Raw genomic sequence first — 17,675 nt, 5'->3', positions numbered from 1 at the left:
ATGCTTTATTTAATGTTAGATAGTTCTGGTTTTGGTGGTATTGAAAGTCATGTCTTGCAACTGTCTTTATTAATTCGAGAGAAAAAAGTTCCTTTCAAAGTTATTTTCCTTTCTCATGTCGATCATCACCCGCTATATCGTCTCCTTGATAATAATCAGGTTGATTACATCGTAGCACCCGGTTTTTTTTCTCTATTATTCTTGTTTAAATCCGATGATGTGATCCACGCCCACGGCTATAAATCTTCACTTTGGGCCCGATGTTTAAAACTTTTCCGTCGATGTAAGGTACTAACTACTTTTCATGCTGGGGAGTTTTTAATCGGCCGCCTTGCTTTTTATGAACAGTTAAATCGCTATACCAGTTTTTTTTCCGTTAATTTTGCGGTGAGTGATGACATTAAGTCTAAAGTTCCTTTTCCATGTTCTGTATTAAATAATTTTATTCATGCGATCCCCCCTTTTCTTTTTCGTAGTCGACATAAAATTTTGCAAGTGGGGTTTGTTGGACGTTTATGTCACGTTAAAGGGATAGATCGTTATCTACAGCTATCTAATCAGTGCCCGACCATTCAATTTCATGTTTTTGGTGATGGCGAAGAAGCGAATTTATTGGCGAGTTATTCCAATGTTAAATGGCATGGTGCGGTTGAAGATATGTCGGGTAATTGGAATCAATTAGATTTGTTGTTGATCCCGTCCCGTGCTGAAGGCTTACCTATGGCTGCGTTAGAAGCGATGGCGAATGGTATCCCTGTTATTGGTACTCAGGTTGGTGATTTATCTCGACTTGTTGATCCACGTTGGTTAGTTGAGCCTTATGAGTGGCCCAAATTGGTGTGGTATATTCTCTGTTTTGATTCTATGACCAATAAAGAATGGCAAGCATGTTCTAAATATAGCTATATTCAAGTTGCGAACAACTTTAGTGGTATACAGCGGTGGTCGGTTTTAGCGTCTGCTTATGGCGTTAATCACGAGACTACCGATAAATGCTGATTAGTGTTTTATCATCGATAGTTGATTGTTGTGGGTTTGCCCATATTTTTTCATGACGCTGTATTGTTGTTTTATGACTTAGTCGTTCAAGAAAATGCGTTGTTATTGGCTTGGTAAATAACCCATCGCTATAGCAATGAACACTAATATTTGATGTGAGAGTGATACTTTTAGGTTTGATGAGAAGTTGTGGGTTAATACCTAATAAACCGATATTTTCTTCAAGATAGCATGTGTCTTTATGGCTTATTTTCAATGCAGAGGGCATACCTGCATTATATATTTTTAAGTTATTTTCGTTATCTATTGTGATGATCATTAGGCAGATCATGTGGCGATTTTTTCTTGCTGATATGAGCTGATGATTGAGGATATGACAAATTTCTTCGGGTGTTTCGATTCCAGCATCCAGTAACCCTGCAATATAGCCAAACCAACCTATCCCGTTTGCTCTCGCTAATGGTCCATGTCCCATGTTATCACCGAGTATGATCATTGCTGGAGCAGTACTTTTTGGTTTTCGATAAAGTAGAAAATCACCTTGGTTTACAGGGTATTGCTCAATATTGATTGTAATGTCCCGAACCGTAATTTTTTTTGGTAGCTCTGCTTGATACGGGGTCATTTGATCAAGTAATTGCTTTTCAAAAACTGAAGCAAGAATACTGTGACGTTTAAATACCCGTTTTAATATAGTGAGCAGTTTTTCTTTCTCTAAGGGTTTTGTTAGGTAATCGTCTATGCCGGCTCTGGCAGCTTCGAGTAATGTGGTGTCTTTGTTGTCACCAGAGATGAAGATAAAAGGCAGTGATTGGCAGTCTTGGAGCTGAGTGACTTTATCTCTAAAGGTGAAGCCGTCAATATCTGGCATATGTAAGTCGGTGATCACCATATCACAGCGACTGTGTGTTAACCATTCTAGTGCTTCACAGGGCTTACTAAATAAAATCAGCTGGTAGTGATGACGCAGAAACGTGGCGAATAAGGCTAATTGGCTCGGGCTGTCATCAACAATTAAGAGCTGGGGTTTAGCTTTTAAGCGCGGAATGCTAAATCGGATAATATTTCTATCATTTGAAATAAAGTATTTAAAATCAGGAAAATAGGTATTTATTAATGCTAGTCCTAATTTATTGCACGTTGGCTCTTCTGGTAATGTAGCTGACTGTATTTTATCTTCCATCTCATTCCAATATGAACCATTGTCGATGATTTCAAACCTTGCTTGATTGTTACGTAATCCGTATTTTAATTCGACATGGCTAGCTGTGTTGTTTTGATGTACGAGTAAGTTTACGCAATATTCATTGCAGACGAGGATGATGTGTTGGCTGAGCTCATAGCTTAAATTGAGTTTGTAACTTTGTATTCTTAACCACTGACGCATGGTTTTTAGGTTGTCATAATTTAAGCTAAATGTTTGTTTGAAAAGGATCTGATGGATCATTGGTACTTTCCTTGTAACAGCTGACTTTTATTAAGTATTGTGGTGATCTTGTTTCTTATTTTTTCAGGTAACCACCACGCTTTTGAGTTCATGCTTTTTAATAATCGTTGGGCTAGCGTTGGATTAAATTGATCATTGATAATGATCCCTATGATGTTGCAGTTACTCTTTTCAAGTTTGGCAATGCTTGTCAGCAACTGACTTTCTGTTGTTTTGGCTGCTGACAAGCAAAGTAGGATCCCATCACTGGCATTGGCGATATTTACCGCAGGGAGGTTGCGCCAGTTAGCGGTATTAATATTGCCAGTATCACAAATAATATAGTGATATTGCTGCTGCCAATATTGCAGTAGATAACGGAGTTTATGAGGTTGGCGTAAGGTCAGGACGGTTGATTGATCTTCTGGCTGAGGCAATATATCTAAATATTGATGCTTGACGATCAAAGATTGCTCTTTATTTTTGTTATCGGTTTCCCAGTGGATAGGATCGTACCCCTGACCAGATCCGGAAAGATCCAAATCGATCAATAATACCTTGGTTTGGTTTTCAGAGCAGCGTTCAGCGAGCCAATAACTCATGGTGGAGCTACCGCATTTTTGATTGCAATTAGCGATACAGATGATCCTTAGCTGCAATTGATGGATCTGTTGGAATAGGTGTTCCATTTCCTCGCTTAGCCATGGTTTCATAATGCCGCTCCTATTACGAGTAATGTTGTGACAAGACTAAAGGCATCTTGCAATCCCTGACGCAAAAGTGCGGTTGTTGAATCTTCTTCATTTGGCACATATACCGTATCTCCTGGGCGAAGCATTGGGATCGGGGTATCTGCTGGATGTTTGATGTAATCACGCAAACTGAAAGTCTGGCTTTTATCGCCGCAGCACGACGCATTGACGATCATGATTTTGTCGATATACGCTTTATCGGTTGGCCCTCCAGCCTCTGCGAGTAGATCTAATAATGACATCTGGCTATTAAATGAGTAGCGACCAGGTTTTTTGACTTCTCCCATTAACCTGACGACACGATTGGCTGGTTTATCGAGCCAGTCTCCATCTCGCTGTGGGATGTAAATAACGTCACCAGGTACAACTTTAGGGATCAGGCTTTCGTCACCGGTTTCAAAATAAAGGGTGAGGTTTAAAGTGGTGACATCGGCATGTGTACCATTACGGTGACTGATTTTTATTTGTTGTAGATTGGCATCTTTATCGGGGCCATCAGCGGCGGCGAGAATATCTAAAAAGCTTAACTCCTCATTGAATGCATATCTTCCTGGGGCGTTAACTGCACCAAAGACATAAATGGATTCTTCAGCGTTTTGTCTGATCCAAGTGGATTTGTTATCAGTCGGATCATGAGGCAGTTCATCGACCATGATGGTATCACCGGGCCTGATAATTGGCAGTCCTGCAAAGTTACCGCCTCTATCAATGAACTTTTCTAAATCGAAATAAATAATACTGTTAGGATCATTTTTATTTTTTTTGATGATCCGAATACTACTGAGGTTTGCCGTTTCTAGAGGGCCTCCCGCTAAGGCGAAGATCTCTAAAAAGGTTAGTTTTTTATTCCATTTAAAGCGTCCAGGCCCCTTGACGGAGCCGATCACCATCACTGTTTTATCATCTTTGGCTTTTAGCGTCTGCGGAACATAAATGACATCGCCTGGCAGAACTTTGGGGAGTAGCTTTTCATTGCCAGTTTCAAAATATTTAGCAAGATCAAGGTGGGTGACTCGGGTTTTTTTGCCGTTACGATGTGTGATTAATAACTCTTGTAAATCTGCATCCCCAATCGGCCCATCGGCCGCAGAAAGAATATCAAGAAAGCCCTGCTCTTTATTAAAAGCGTAGCGCCCTGGGGCACCTACGGCACCAAAAATATAAATGGAATCTTTAGCTGATTGACGTAGCCAGCTGGACTTATTGTCACTGGGATCATGTGGCTGCTCATCAACAATGATGGTATCGCCCGCCTTTATCTTTGGCAGCTTTTTATCTGGGTGACCTTCTTTAATAAAGTTTTCTAGATCAAAGAAGATCACTTGGTGCCCGATATCGCTAGGCTGTTTGGGATCAGGAAGCCGAACAATTCGGATGTTGGACATATTAGCTTTTTCTTTAGGGCCGCCAGCCATAGAGAGGAGATCAAGAAAAGTTAGCTTGTGATTGAAGTTAAACCGTCCTGGCTCGTATACGGCACCTATGATTTTTATTGCGCTGTGATCTGATGGCTTTTTCGTTTTAGGGATGTAAATAACGTCCCCAGGTACCACTTTAGGTAATGCAGACTCATCGCCTGTTTTAAAATACTCTGCGAGATCTAATTGGCTTACTTGGCTTGTGGTTCCGTTACGATGGGTGATCAAGATCTCTTGTAGGTCGGCTTCATTATTGGGTCCATCAGCAGCAGCAAGAATATCTAAAAATCCTTGTTCATCATTAAAAGCATAACGACCGGGAGCACCAATCGAGCCGAAAACATAGATAGAATCTTTAGGTGATTGGCGTAGCCAACTGGCTTTGTTATCACTGGGATCATCCGGCAATTCATCGACAATAATGGTCATGCCGGCAGAAAGTGGCGGCAATAGCCGTTTCGGGCTGCCCTGTTTGATGAAAGTTTGTAGATTGAAAAAGGAAACATCATGGCCGTTGGTGATGTCTTCATCTTCGACAATTAACCGGATATTGCTCAGATTGGCTCGTTTGGTTGGCCCTTCTGCGTGAGCTAATAGATCCATAAAATCCATCGCAGGGCTCCATTCATAACGCCCCGGAACGTTGACTGCGCCAATGATCTTTATGGATCGGTCTTCCGTAATTTTGAGCCAAGATTTTTCATTGACGGTGGTTTTTTCAGGAACAAAGATGACATCACCCGTCTTCATTAGTGGAACATGGTAGTTTTGCGGATTTTTTGTAAACTCGACGAGATTGATAATAATAGGCGCTTCCGTTTCACTGAGGATTTTGATTTGTGTGGTATCGGCAAAACGGGTTGGCCCACCGGCATTGGCTAAAACATCAATAAACTTGGTTTCTTTTCCGATCTCATAAGGGCCAGCAGCCTTTACTTCTCCCATTACAAAAACGGTTCTTGCCGTGGTACTGATATCGTCGACTTCTATTGGGGCAAAAATTGTTGTTCCGGGCTGTACTGGTGGCAACATGGTTTCATCACCAGTATCGAGGTAGGTTTTTAAATCAAATTGATAGGGCTTGTTATCGGTTACAACTCGGATTTTTGTGACATCGGCGTAACGGGTTACTCCATCAGCTCGCATTAAGGCATCGACAACATTCATTTCAGGTTTATAGCTAAATGTTCCCGGATTTCTTACCTCACCAAATAAAGTTAATCCGTTTCGCTCATTCGCATCCCCTGCGTTTTGAATGGCAGCAGCATCAAAGTCTACTTCAATATTGCCAAGTAGTGGAGAGACTGGTACAAACACGGTGTCGCCATTAGAGAGGATTGGCAGCGATGATATATCACCTGTATCTAAGTATTTTTTATAGTTGAAACTACGTTGTACTTCATTTTGTGTAATCACAAATTTATCTAGCTGTGCACCTGGCCTTGCTCCTCCTGCCGCCGCTATTGCCAGCTGGACATTGCTATTGGGTTTTAGAGAAACCGTGCCAGGTTCTTCGACGTAACCGAGGACATGAATACGGATGAGCTGCTCTTTGAGGGTAAGTTTAAAATCATCGAGGTTTCGGAAAACCACTGACAAGCTTTGTTTAATTTTACGCTCAGCGTCTGCAATAGTGAGATCGGCAATGGTCACGGCTCCTACTTCTGGTAGTTGAATTTTGCCGTGATCATCAATAATAAAGTCTTCAGTAAAGGCTTTTTCTCCCGGTACAAAAATGAAAATGCGATCACCGGCTGTTAGAGTCGTTGTACTCTCTGCAGCTATTGCAACGTTGGTTAAGAAAAGAAGAAGACAGAGAATACGGATCATAGGCCGTCTCGAATTGCATGCCAGTCCTTAATATCAAAAACACGATGAATAGACTGGGCGTGATGTTCAACCAAGACTCTTGCTTCTACTTTACGGTTACTTAATTGTTTCGTGAGCGTGTTATCGCCGATAGCTTGGCTTTCTCCCATGCTTGTGACACTGATTTGATTGGTATTGACGCCATTTTCGACGAGGAAGTCTTTAACGGTATTCGCTCTGGCTAAACCGAGGTAATAATTACTCTGTGTACCGCCTTGGCTATCGGTATAACCAATGAGTTGAAGTAGCCAGTGTTCTTGGCGTTTGATAATTTCAGCTGCGTAAAGTAATGATTTTTTATATTCAGGCAGCAGTTCTGTTTTATTTAACGCAAATTGATTATCAACGGCCATATACAGTAAGAAGCGTTCTTTAAGTTCCACTTCTGAGTAATGTGGATCAAGACATAAGGTGTGATATTCCAACCAATCCATTTGTTCTTGAATCACTGCATTTTGCGTTTGATATTTGAGTAAGGTGATTTCAGCATCTTTAACAAACCCCGATAAGGCTTCTTCTCGTGCTTTGCGGTAGAGGTTTTCAAGTGTGATGTATTGACCGGGTAAACAATGCTTTGCACCACGTACTGCCAATAATTGCATTTCAAAACGGTGGTGTTCGAGTAGACGTAGTTGAGCTTGTTGTGCGGGTGGCAATGGGACTTCACCAGGTGCAGGCCAAAATGAGTTGCTACAGCCAGAAAGTAGTGTGATAAGAAAAAAGAAAATACACCGATGGTTACTATTCATCATGTTAATTCAGCTGATGTGATCAGCGGAATGACTTTATCAATCCGTAGCATTTGCATCAGCTCCCTTGGTTGTCCATTCACATTAAGTAGGCGTAAACGACGTCCACGGCTTTTTAAACGTTTATATAAAAAGACAATGGCACCAATGCCGCATGAGTCAATGAATTGCACTTTCGTCATATCGATCACTAATTCCATGCGTTCGGTTTGGCTAAGAGCATCAAACTCTTTTTCAAGCTCTTTAGCTCGCTGAGCATCAAACTCATCTTGTAACGTTATCGCAATCACCGAATTAGAAGAAGCGAACATAAGGTGTTCCTTATTGTCTATTTTAATAAATGTAATTCAAAGGTTGTGCCAATTATTGTCCACGTCTTGTAACCATAATGTATGCCGTTTTGAGCAAAATATAGCAGTCCATTCTAAGCCATTGTAATGGCGAGGCTAATGCCACAGAGTAAGCATAATCCCATGCTATCTTTGCTTTTACGTCTTCAATACAACTGTCGTACCCCTGATTGACTTGGGCAAGACCTGTGATCCCCGGGCGTAAACCTCGAGTTCGCTCAAGGTAGAATGGCAATGCATTTTGCAAACAACCACATAGTTCAGGACGTTCAGGACGGGGACCTATCAGTGACATGTCGCCTTTTATCACATTGATAAACTGGGGAAGTTCATCAAGTCGGGTATCACGTAAAAAGCACCCTATTCGGGTGATTCTGGGATCATTTTTACGTGACCATACGGCACCACTTTCAGCTTCTGCATTGGGCTGCATGGTGCGAAATTTCAACATCGAGAACAGCATAATATGTTCATCATTGATCTGTCCGACCCGTACTTGACGATAAAAAATATCGCCTTTTGAGTCCAAACGTATGAGTAGAGCAATAAAAGGCCATAAAGGCAGTGTTAATAACAGACCTATACAGCTTAGAACAATATCAAAAAAGCGTTTGAGGATGAGTGTGCTGGTATTTTGGTAATGATGAATTGGCGGCTTATTTTTCCAGCCATGCTTAAATTGACCAAAGAGATAACGCACCATACCAATAAAAGATGAGAGGTAACCTCCGATCAGGTAATGCAGTTTATCTAAAAAGGTGTGTTTTACGCCTATCAATGGCAATGCGGCTAAACCGTATCCGACACATTGGATACCGGTTAGCCATAGTGCGAAAGGTGAACCTTGGCTAGCAAGATAAAGTGTTAAACCTAAATAAATGATCAGGATAAAAGGCATGAGTGTTCTCAACCCCTTACCTGAAGCAAATAGCCATTTGACCCCTGGCTGGTGGAGGTTAAATACAAATCGACAGCGGATCAGTTGCTGTAAGTTACCAGCGCCAATGCGTTGTCGTCGTTGGTGCGTTTCTTCATCACTGCTGATATCGAGTTCAATACTGTTAATGCACTCGTTATAAATCACGGTGTAGCCTTGCTTGAGTACCTGCATCGGTAACATGAAATCATCGTTAATGGTGTCATGAGGTAACGGCTGAAATAATCGCGTTCGCATAATATAAAACGCCCCATTACCACCGATAACGCTACCTAAATGTGACTCAGCAAAGCGCATATTATTCTGCCAAGACCAATACTGTTGCTCACCGGTATTGCCATTATAAATAAGGTAATTACCGGTGATGGCACCAACTTTCGGATCGTTAAAACTATGAATAGCTTGTTTGAGGGCATCAATGGAAATCAGTGCTGATACATCACTTAAAGCGACTAACTCGGCATAAGGTTGCGCCATGGTTATTAATTGATTGAGGCGAGCTAATTTCCCTTTATTACTGGTACTGATTTGTAATTGAAAATGAATATTGGCTCGTTGGAACTGACTTTGCCATTGTTGGCAAATCTTAGCGGTATCATCACAGCAGCCATCACAGCAAATAAAAATAAACAGTTTATCTGCGGGATAATCGAGCATTAATAAATTTGCTAACTTATCGTTGATGTGGGCAGCCTCATTATAAGCCGGAATGATGATGGCAATAGCGGGAAAACTGTTGGGTTCAATCGTGACAATTTTTCTTTTTAAATGACGCCCATACCACACCATGACAGCACTATAGATGATGTGGTGATAGATAATGATCAGAGTAAGAATAAGAAGGAGCAGCCAACTTATTGCCATAATTATCTCCCTAGCGCTTCGTAAGCGGCTGTCATGGTTCTTACATCGGCAAACTGTTGTATAAATTGGGCAATTTTATGTTCGCAGATGTTTTGAGTGATGACGTGCTGAAGTGCTTGTGAAAGCTGTTTGGGATCATCGGGTAACACAAGCTGGCTGCTATCCGGGTAAGTAAAATCAGGGATGGCACCAATACGCGTAGCGACAATCGGTTTACCACTGGCTTGGGCTTCAAGTAATGCTAGCGGTAGCCCTTCATGACGAGATGGCATACAAAACACATTAATTGCTCGATAGAAATATCGCATATCCTCACAATAACCGAGCCAATGGATCCGTTTTGCTACTCCAAGCTGCCTTGCAAGCTGTTTTAGATTCAGTGATTCATAACCATCACCTGCAACTACTAATTGATATTGTGCAGGAAGTGAAGAAAGAGCATGGATCATGGTATCGATGCCTTTTTCACTGACTAAGCGCCCAGCACTGCCAATGAAAGTGCCGTCTTGAGGTAAATTGAGATAGTGTCGAGCTTGGGTTTGATCGCCAATACAAAAAAAGTGGCAGTCGATACCATTATAAATAATGTGATTTGCGGCTCGTCCAAGGAGTTGTTGCAGATCTTTAGCCACACTGGGGGCATCGGCCACTAAAGCGATGTTTTTACTTTTGAGTAGCCAACGCGTCATGTTTTTTTGTTTGGGATCTTGTAAATGCCAGCTGTCATGTTCGGTATGGATGTGAGTGCGATTAAGCCCAATGAGTGCTAGCCGACTGTAAAGTAAAGGACCTAGGTGATGACTATGAATGGTCGTGATATTGAACTCTTGGATCACTTTGCGTAGTTGATAGGCTGTTTTGAGATGCACGCCTTGTGGCTTATTTAAAAAGATGAGCTTATCTTTAAACATGGCTAATTCGGGCCATGCTTTTATGGCGGCCGAGAGGTTGCCTTCGAGTGATGCAATGTAGACATGATGATGAGGCGAAGCAAAGCGTACAAGATTTAGTACGAGTTTTTCTAGCCCGCCGGGACGAAGATGTTGGACGATTTGTAGCGTTCTAACCATCCTCTAGCTCCTTTGAAAAATAAGGAATACGCACCAAAATCGGGTAAGAGATTAATTGGTGAATATGATTAGATTGATATAACCGCGTATCAAAAAGAATGGTTACTCCAACCAGAAATAGTGAAACCACAGTGCCAAGTACAATACCGAAAGCGAAATTCATCCACCAAGGCCAGTTCTGCGGTGATTTCGGTACTGTCGGTTTATCTATAATTTTTAATTTATCGGGCTCTTCAAAACGACCGAGATGGCCTGTGACTCGTGCCATTTCATAACGTTCGAGTAACTGGTTATAAATGGTCGATTTCACTTTATAGTTTCGCTCCAAGCTGGTGAGCTTTTTCTCTAGCTCTGCAAATTCAACCCGTTTACTAATAATGGTTGCTGCTTGTTCTTTGAGGAGTAATAGCTCTTGATTTATGGCATCAATTTCAGATTCCGCTTGCTGTAGGGCTTCGAACTGGCTGAGTAATATAGGCTGTGTTTTATTTTCTGGATCTTGAGAGCTATTAGCGAGACGTTGCCAGAGGCTATCGATTTGAGCGGGTGTCAGTGATTGTTGTAATTCGACCTGACGAGTGCGTTCTTGCTTTAAACGATCTAAGCGTCGAAGCACGTTTTTGATGGATGAGTGTTTGTCTGTATAGCTGGCACGTAATACTACTAACTCAGCTTCAGCAATGACAATTTCTTGCTCTAGCTTACCTATTACTGGATTGGTATTGATGAGTGTTTTATACATGCTGTCACGCTTACTTTTGGCGTGGAGTAAGGCCAATTCTGATTCGTTTATCTGCCTCGTTAATTTAATACTAGTATCAACATTCACACCTTGCAGTAGTGGAAGATTATCTGCGTTTTTAGCTTTAAAGCTTGCCAATGCACTTTCGGCTAATTCCAAATCTTTTTGGGTGGTAGTGAGTTGTTTTTGAAGAAAGACTTCGGAGTTATCAATAGAGGCACGCCCCGGAGCCCGTAGTTTCTCTAGAAAGATCCGTGATAGTACCGTGAGTATTTGCGGTATTTCTTCAGGGTTACGCCAAATCAAACTCATCTGAACCAGATCATTGCCTGTTAACTCTAAATTGATGCCTTGTTCTAGCTGAGCTGCGATAGCTTTGACCTGCTCTGGGTTATTGTTGGGTACCATGTTTAACTCATCGATCACGGTTGCTAGTGTTGATTGACTTTGGATCACTACTTGTAGTGCTTTGATCCTTTGTTGAATATTCATTGAAATAGAAAGATCTTCTAAAAAGGGATTCAGTAACGCTGCTTCTTGGACCAAAATTGTTGTTTCAGAGTAGTAATATTTGGTTTTGAGAAAACCACCAATGGTCATCAAAAAAGGCATGATAAGGATCGGTAATATTAATAAATAGCGATGTAGCCATAACCCATACAGTAATGGATAGAGCCGAGTAATGAGTAGGTGACGCATGTAACTAGTTACTCCGAAGGAGCAGTGTATTAGCGGTTATGTTTGGGGAGTACTCCAAGGTTAAGGGAATTTGGCGTTCATGAGCAATCGACTCAATGTTTTGCATGCGTTTCTGACTATGAAGCAATGCTTCAAATTTATTATTAAGCTTGGCTGGGCCTACGATAACCGTGATGTTGTTATAAGAGTAGGTGTCAAAAAACTGGACGATTTTTCGCCGTTGCTCTGCGGTTAATGTGATTTGTTCCGCGCTAAAAAATAGTTCTAATTGATTATTTGATTGAGGAGAATTGGCACACCCAACCAACCCTATCACTATGATTAGATAAAGCATTCGCATCATCACAAATTCTCTTTTTGCTGTGTGTATAAAAAAGGGTGCAAAAAGAGTGCCTGATGTAAGGATTTTACCTATTTGTGATGTTGGTGGCGGATCGTTTGGATTTGATTGAGGATCTGCTCTACACGTTGTTGCCAACTCTCCCCCTGTACACGCTGATGAGCAGATTGTTTATAGAGAGCCCGTTGCTCTGAGCTAAATTGCAAAATGTGATCAATCGCATCCAGCCACTGTTGGGGGGTATTGGCAATGATCACTGGCGGAGCATAGTCGTTTGCAGCTTGATAGTGGCTACTGATCACCGGACACCCTGCGGCTAAATATTCTCGTAATTTTAGCGGGTTGCACGCTTGGATTTGGCGGTTATCAACGAAAGGTAGAATCGCAATACTCCAGTGCTGGAGATAATTAACAAGTTGATGGTGAGGTACTGCCGGTAGGATCTGGATATTTTTATTTTGCAAGAGCTCTGCTTGGCGACATTCTTTGTGACCAATGAAATAGAACTGGATATTAGGACGCTGCTTGGCAAGATAATCTAACAACGCATAATCGATCCAAGTGTTTAAGCTGCCATAAAAACCAATACAAGGACGATCTTGTTGGATCGCTGGTGGACAATGTGTTGGAGATTGAAATAAGTTGAGATCAACGCCGTGAGGAAGGTAAATAGTTTTACTGGCCGGAAAGCGCTGCATTAGTTGTTGATTAGCAAGATAGATAAGATCAGCTTGATCAATTAATGCAAGTTCAGCTTGTGTCGTTTTATCGTGATCGACTCCTGAGAGAGCAGAAAAATCATCACCACAGTAATAAATGATCATATCGGCTTGGCACAGATCAAGATAATCAACTGCGCTAGGGAGTGCGATCCAAACAATGCGAAAATGCTTTTTAGCAGGGAGCTGTTTGGTCAATAGGTAGTGGTTGAAATACTTAATAATTGGATTTGTCGCCAATGGCCAAACGAGAGGTTTTATCTCCTTTTTTATTGCGGCAGCTGAAAGCGTATTTGGTCGGGTGTTCGCTGAAAATAAAAATGCGCCGATCTTTTCACTTATGCGTTTGAGATCTGTGATGTTTATTTGTGGTTGCCGTAAGCCAATCGAGTTTATCCAATACACTGGGTATTGCTTAGCGATGAGTGACAGTAAATGTTGGCTACTCGATGGATGACGTCCCCAATCCTCGCCAAAAACCAGAAATTCCATATCATGAACCTGTATGTTGTGGATGTCGGTAAAGTTGGGTGGTGTCTTGTGACAATCGATCTGTTGCGATTAACAAACTGAGTAAAATGTAGAATGGCCAGGTTGTGCCTTGGGTAAGAAAAGTCCCACTGACAGAAAAGGAAATCATACCTAGCCATAAGCCTTCAGCGAGTGGTTGATAGTCGCTATGTTTTAACCGATGAAGAAGGCGGTAACTAAGCTGAAATGTTTTAACGACTAAAATGGCAAAGAATAATAAGCCGACGAAGCCATTTTCTGACAAAATTTCAAACCATGAGCTATGGACAGCATGATTTTTTTTATCCCAATGTAAGGTGTAAAAGAAATAATTATTATAGAAATTACCTAATCCCACCCCTGTCATTGGGTTATCAACGGCCATTAAAATAGCGGCTACCCAAGCATGAATACGTCCCATTGCAGATTCATCAATCGTGCCTGAACTTGCACTTGATACAAACCGATTTTCAAGCCCTGCGGCAGCGAACAGTATAATGATCCCAACAGCAGTAATGACCATAGGCATCACGATATTTTTGCTGTGTAATAAGATGGCCATAAAAATTACACTGATCACACCTAATTGCCCACCACGACTTTCAGTCACTGTAATGCCAGCTAGTAACATTAATGTAGCTGCGATCGCTAAGCATTTTATGAAGCGAGATGAATTAAATATATAGACTAAGGTAAATGAGAGTGGGAAGAGTAAAACTAAGGAAAGATCATTAGGATCCCCAAGCATCGAGCCAAACTCTCGTCCAATCGTGACTCGGGTCACTTCGACTAACCCGATACCATGTACTTTGTTATATAGGGTAAAAAAAGCGATTAATAAGCCACATAAGATCAGCAATAAAGGGATACGTTTTAATTGATTGATATTTGTCGGCAGCAAGCTAATAGCAAACACCATTAATACAATTTTAGAAAAGTTGCCAGTGAGCATTTCGAATGATTCTGTGCGGTTAGATGCCAATACACAGCAAATAGCGACCCATAACGCAAAAATGAGTAGCCAAGTATGTAATGGATGCCATTGGAAGCTACTAAAATTAAACCAAACTTGCCAACTTAGTCCTGCAAGACAAGCCAATGCCAATAATTGAGGGATCTTAAAAGGCTCTAGCCATGGCATCGCCTCATGTAACCGAAAGTAAGAAAATAAAATAAACCAAATACACAATAGAAAAGCACGTTTGATCACAAAGGGGATGGCAAGTACCCCGAGTAAAGCGAAATAATGTTTTAGAGTGTATTGGCTAATAGCAAAACTACTCATTGTTGCTATAAAAGCAATGATCACTTGTTTGGTTTTTGTCATGGCTGAAGCCCCCGCAAGACATCACGGTAGTGACAATAATGACGCCAAGGCCAGTACACTTGAAAACAGAGCAGTGCTGTTAAAATCATGAGTAAAAAAGTGAGCTGATATTGCTGACAAAAACAGAGTAAGCAGATCAAAGCGAAGCTCAAAAACAATGAGGGAAGAGGATACGATAGTGGTAGATGGTATTGGCTATATAAATAAAAAATCACTAAGCGCAATGCTTGAATACTGATCCCACAATATATCAGCACTAAAATATCAAACATCGGAAGAATAAAAATAAATACCAGCAGTGAGAGCAGTGTTGAGAGGCTATTGATCATTAAAATGCCTTTGCCATGCTCATGGTAATAGCAGCCAACATTTAAAAAAGTACAGCAACCTTTAAGCATTAACCAAAGCGCAATAAACGGGATCAAAATACTGCTGTAATGAAAGGCAGGTTCAAGCCAAAAGCGTAAAAAACTGGGACCGCATAAAATAATTGCAGCCGCAACTAATATACAAAGCTGACAGGCTAATATCGTAATATTAGCCAGTTGTTGTTTTTGCTCTTCACTATTTACCAAGCTAAATCGTTTGGGAAACCACCAGAGAGAGAAAGGCTCAATGAATAAACTGGCTGCAACTCCCCACTGCATCGCAATAGCGTAAGGCGATACCGCATCCACTCCTAAATAATGGGCGATTGCCCAGCGCTCAGCCCCTAAAGAAATAAAACCAAGTAGACCTGAGATTGTCAGTATCACTCCATATTTCAATAAGGTGACATTTAAACTCAAGCTAGGTTTCGGCCATTGTTGGTATAACAATACACTGCCAATCAATTGGGCAAGAAGTCCAGCGAAAGCAATACCATTTACTCCCCATGTTCGAACCAAGGATAAAATTAAGCCAGCTTGTACAAGTGCGATAATAACCTGGACGGTAATAAAGCGTGTCGCATTATCATCAATGCGTAACTTGGCTAATGGAATAGCATTGAGTGCATTGAGAAAAATCGTATAAATAAAGCAATTAAATGCAAATAACGGAGGGGGACCGGGGAGTAATGTTTGAAGCAGTGGACTTAAAAACAGTAGCAAACTAGTGAGTATCAGGCCGCACAGTGAAACTTGCCATAATGCTTGCCCAAGTAAACGCTCAGGTTGTGAGTCATCATGATAAAAACGGTATACCCCATCGATGACACCAAGAGTGATGAGGAGTGACAGCAGTGTGGTGAGTACCAATAGCACATCCAGTTTACCGTAATTTTCGAGCCCGAGTTGGGATGTGACATAAGGTTGCAGTGCTAGCCCTATCAATTTACAGAAAACCAGCCCAATGCCGTAAATCGCCACAACCTTAAAGGTTTTCATAATGCTTCAATCCATTGCGATAACCGTTTTGCTTGAATCTCGGCAGTGAAATGTTGCATGACGTGGCGATACCCTAACTCTCTTTGTTTCAGCAATGCTTGGTGAGTGTGTTGCTGGTGGCGAGTAATGGCATGAGCTAGCTGTTCTGGCGAATCCCTATCCACCATGATCCCAATATCAGGGGGTAAAATTTCGCAGCAACCATCAAGGTTCGTTGTAATAATAGGAAGCCCGAGTGCTAATGCCTCTTTTAATACCAAAGGTCCGGTATCCGTATCCCCATTAGCAGCAATCGTAAAAGGGGCGATTAAGCCTTGATAGCGTTCGGCATGGGAGCGAAGCCAATTGGCATCTTGGCTCCCTAAAAAAGAAACAACATTGGTTAATTGGTGTTGTTCGCAGAACCAAGCTAACTGCGCTTTCAGCGGGCCGTCACCGACAATATCGACCTTGATAGGATGCTTTAATTGCAGTAATGCTTGTAGTAGCGTCATCACGCCTTTTTTTTCTACCAAACGTCCAATAAAGAGAAAGCGCTCAGATGGATGCCAATCTTCAGTTAACAAGGGATAGTTTTGCTCTTCAATACCACAGGGTAAATAATGAACAGGCGTATCTGTTTGTGGCTGTAAGTGTGCATGCATTGCTTTAGTAACAGCACAGCAAAATTGGCAATGTGCCAGCTTGGCGAGCAAATCCTGAGGGCCGGCATAAATATCGGCACCATGACCGACAAACGACACTGGAATATTAAGTGTTTTAGCTGCAACTATCGCAATGGCAGCACTGTGCCAGGCAAAATGTGCATGAAGGTGTTGGCAGTGATGATGATCAGCCCACAATGCCAATTGTAATCCTTGGCGGATCAAGGCTAATCGACCAAATTCGTGTTGCTGAGAAATAAAAGGCAAACACCGAAAAGCATAAGGAATGTGACGAAAGCTGTAATAGGGCAAGCTTGACGAATAGCTGCATTGTTTCATGAGAGGGATATCAGCTTGTTGGTAATGCTGTCCTTTAACGAATGAGAAAGGAATGATTTGATGGCCAATTGCAGCCATCGCCCGCATTTCAACCCCTGTAAAAGTTTCAGATAAAGTGGGGAAACAAGGGATCACATAACCAATCGTCTTCATCATTCGGCTCCATGGTGCGATTAGATAAAATGATTCAAACTTAATGCCATGTTTTAGTGACACCGAAGTAAGAAAAATACGAATTTTTAAGACTGGTTATATTAGAACGTGATTAAAAGAAGATTGTTTTTGCAATTCGCAACTAGAATTGAATACGTGAAATGCATATTCCAATTAGAGTGAAAGCATTAAAAAGCAGCGTTAAAAGCGATATTGGGTAAATACTAAACACTTAAATGTTTTTGTGAATTTTATGCTTGTCATCTCCAATTTAGCTCCTATAATGCGACCTCACTGACACGGAGCGAGCCACTGGCAAGCAACAAATCAGTATTGTTCTTTAACAATTTGACCATGCAATCTGTGTGGGCACTCGTTGAATGATTAGTCAAAAAGATTTA

Annotated in this window: 13 protein-coding genes; 1 reads left to right on the top strand and 12 read right to left on the bottom strand. The window is 41.4% G+C overall.

Translation table 11 applies throughout. The features are described 5' to 3' along the window. Complete coding sequence (locus E5A76_RS13295; RefSeq protein ID WP_161119232.1) at positions 1–999, top strand: glycosyltransferase family 4 protein; 999 nt, start codon at positions 1–3, stop codon at positions 997–999. Here the strand turns inward: E5A76_RS13295 and E5A76_RS13290 are convergent. The 12 genes from E5A76_RS13290 to E5A76_RS13230 form a co-directional block, all read right to left on the bottom strand. Continuing rightward, on the bottom strand, positions 983–2,446 hold the full coding sequence (locus tag E5A76_RS13290) for a response regulator (RefSeq protein WP_161119231.1): 1,464 nt from the start codon (positions 2,444–2,446) through the stop codon (positions 983–985). The two genes, E5A76_RS13295 and E5A76_RS13290, sit on opposite strands and share 17 nt — an antisense overlap. Further along, a complete protein-coding gene (locus tag E5A76_RS13285) occupies positions 2,443–3,138 on the bottom strand; it encodes a ParA family protein (protein WP_053987243.1) in 696 nt (231 codons plus the stop codon). Before E5A76_RS13285 ends, E5A76_RS13290 begins: the two co-directional genes overlap by 4 nt. Continuing rightward, a complete protein-coding gene (locus tag E5A76_RS13280) occupies positions 3,135–6,425 on the bottom strand; it encodes an SLBB domain-containing protein (RefSeq protein WP_161119230.1) in 3,291 nt (1,096 codons plus the stop codon). Before E5A76_RS13280 ends, E5A76_RS13285 begins: the two co-directional genes overlap by 4 nt. Then, positions 6,422–7,213 carry an OmpA family protein gene (locus E5A76_RS13275; protein WP_392397338.1) on the bottom strand — a complete coding sequence of 264 codons (792 nt, stop codon included), beginning with the start codon at positions 7,211–7,213 and terminating at the stop codon, positions 6,422–6,424. Before E5A76_RS13275 ends, E5A76_RS13280 begins: the two co-directional genes overlap by 4 nt. Then, positions 7,213–7,524, bottom strand: a complete 312-nt coding sequence (locus E5A76_RS13270; protein WP_053987246.1) for an STAS domain-containing protein — start codon at positions 7,522–7,524, stop codon at positions 7,213–7,215. Before E5A76_RS13270 ends, E5A76_RS13275 begins: the two co-directional genes overlap by 1 nt. A gap of 52 nt (positions 7,525–7,576) precedes the next feature. Further along, positions 7,577–9,364, bottom strand: coding sequence for a sugar transferase (locus E5A76_RS13265; protein ID WP_161119228.1), 1,788 nt, complete (start codon positions 9,362–9,364; stop codon positions 7,577–7,579). Between the two features lie 2 nt (positions 9,365–9,366). After that, positions 9,367–10,434: a glycosyltransferase gene (locus E5A76_RS13260; RefSeq protein WP_161119227.1), complete on the bottom strand. Its 1,068-nt coding sequence runs from the start codon at positions 10,432–10,434 to the stop codon at positions 9,367–9,369. Next, positions 10,427–11,875, bottom strand: coding sequence for a sugar transporter (locus E5A76_RS13255; protein WP_161119226.1), 1,449 nt, complete (start codon positions 11,873–11,875; stop codon positions 10,427–10,429). Before E5A76_RS13255 ends, E5A76_RS13260 begins: the two co-directional genes overlap by 8 nt. 411 nt (positions 11,876–12,286) lie before the next feature. After that, entirely contained in the window at positions 12,287–13,426 is a 1,140-nt protein-coding gene (locus E5A76_RS13245) for a glycosyltransferase (RefSeq protein WP_161119225.1), read from the bottom strand. Position 13,427: 1 nt separating this feature from the next. Further along, positions 13,428–14,771 (bottom strand): O-antigen ligase family protein, encoded by a 1,344-nt coding sequence (locus E5A76_RS13240; protein ID WP_161119224.1) that lies wholly within the window; start codon positions 14,769–14,771, stop codon positions 13,428–13,430. Beyond that, complete coding sequence (locus tag E5A76_RS13235) at positions 14,768–16,138, bottom strand: lipopolysaccharide biosynthesis protein (RefSeq protein ID WP_161119223.1); 1,371 nt, start codon at positions 16,136–16,138, stop codon at positions 14,768–14,770. Before E5A76_RS13235 ends, E5A76_RS13240 begins: the two co-directional genes overlap by 4 nt. After that, positions 16,135–17,274, bottom strand: coding sequence for a glycosyltransferase family 4 protein (locus E5A76_RS13230; RefSeq protein ID WP_107167453.1), 1,140 nt, complete (start codon positions 17,272–17,274; stop codon positions 16,135–16,137). Before E5A76_RS13230 ends, E5A76_RS13235 begins: the two co-directional genes overlap by 4 nt. Positions 17,275–17,675: the final 401 nt, after the last annotated feature.

The organism is Photobacterium lucens (assembly GCF_009873615.1).
GTDB classification, from domain to species: Bacteria; Pseudomonadota; Gammaproteobacteria; order Enterobacterales; family Vibrionaceae; genus Photobacterium; species Photobacterium lucens.
This window is presented reverse-complemented; position numbering and strand designations above follow the sequence as displayed.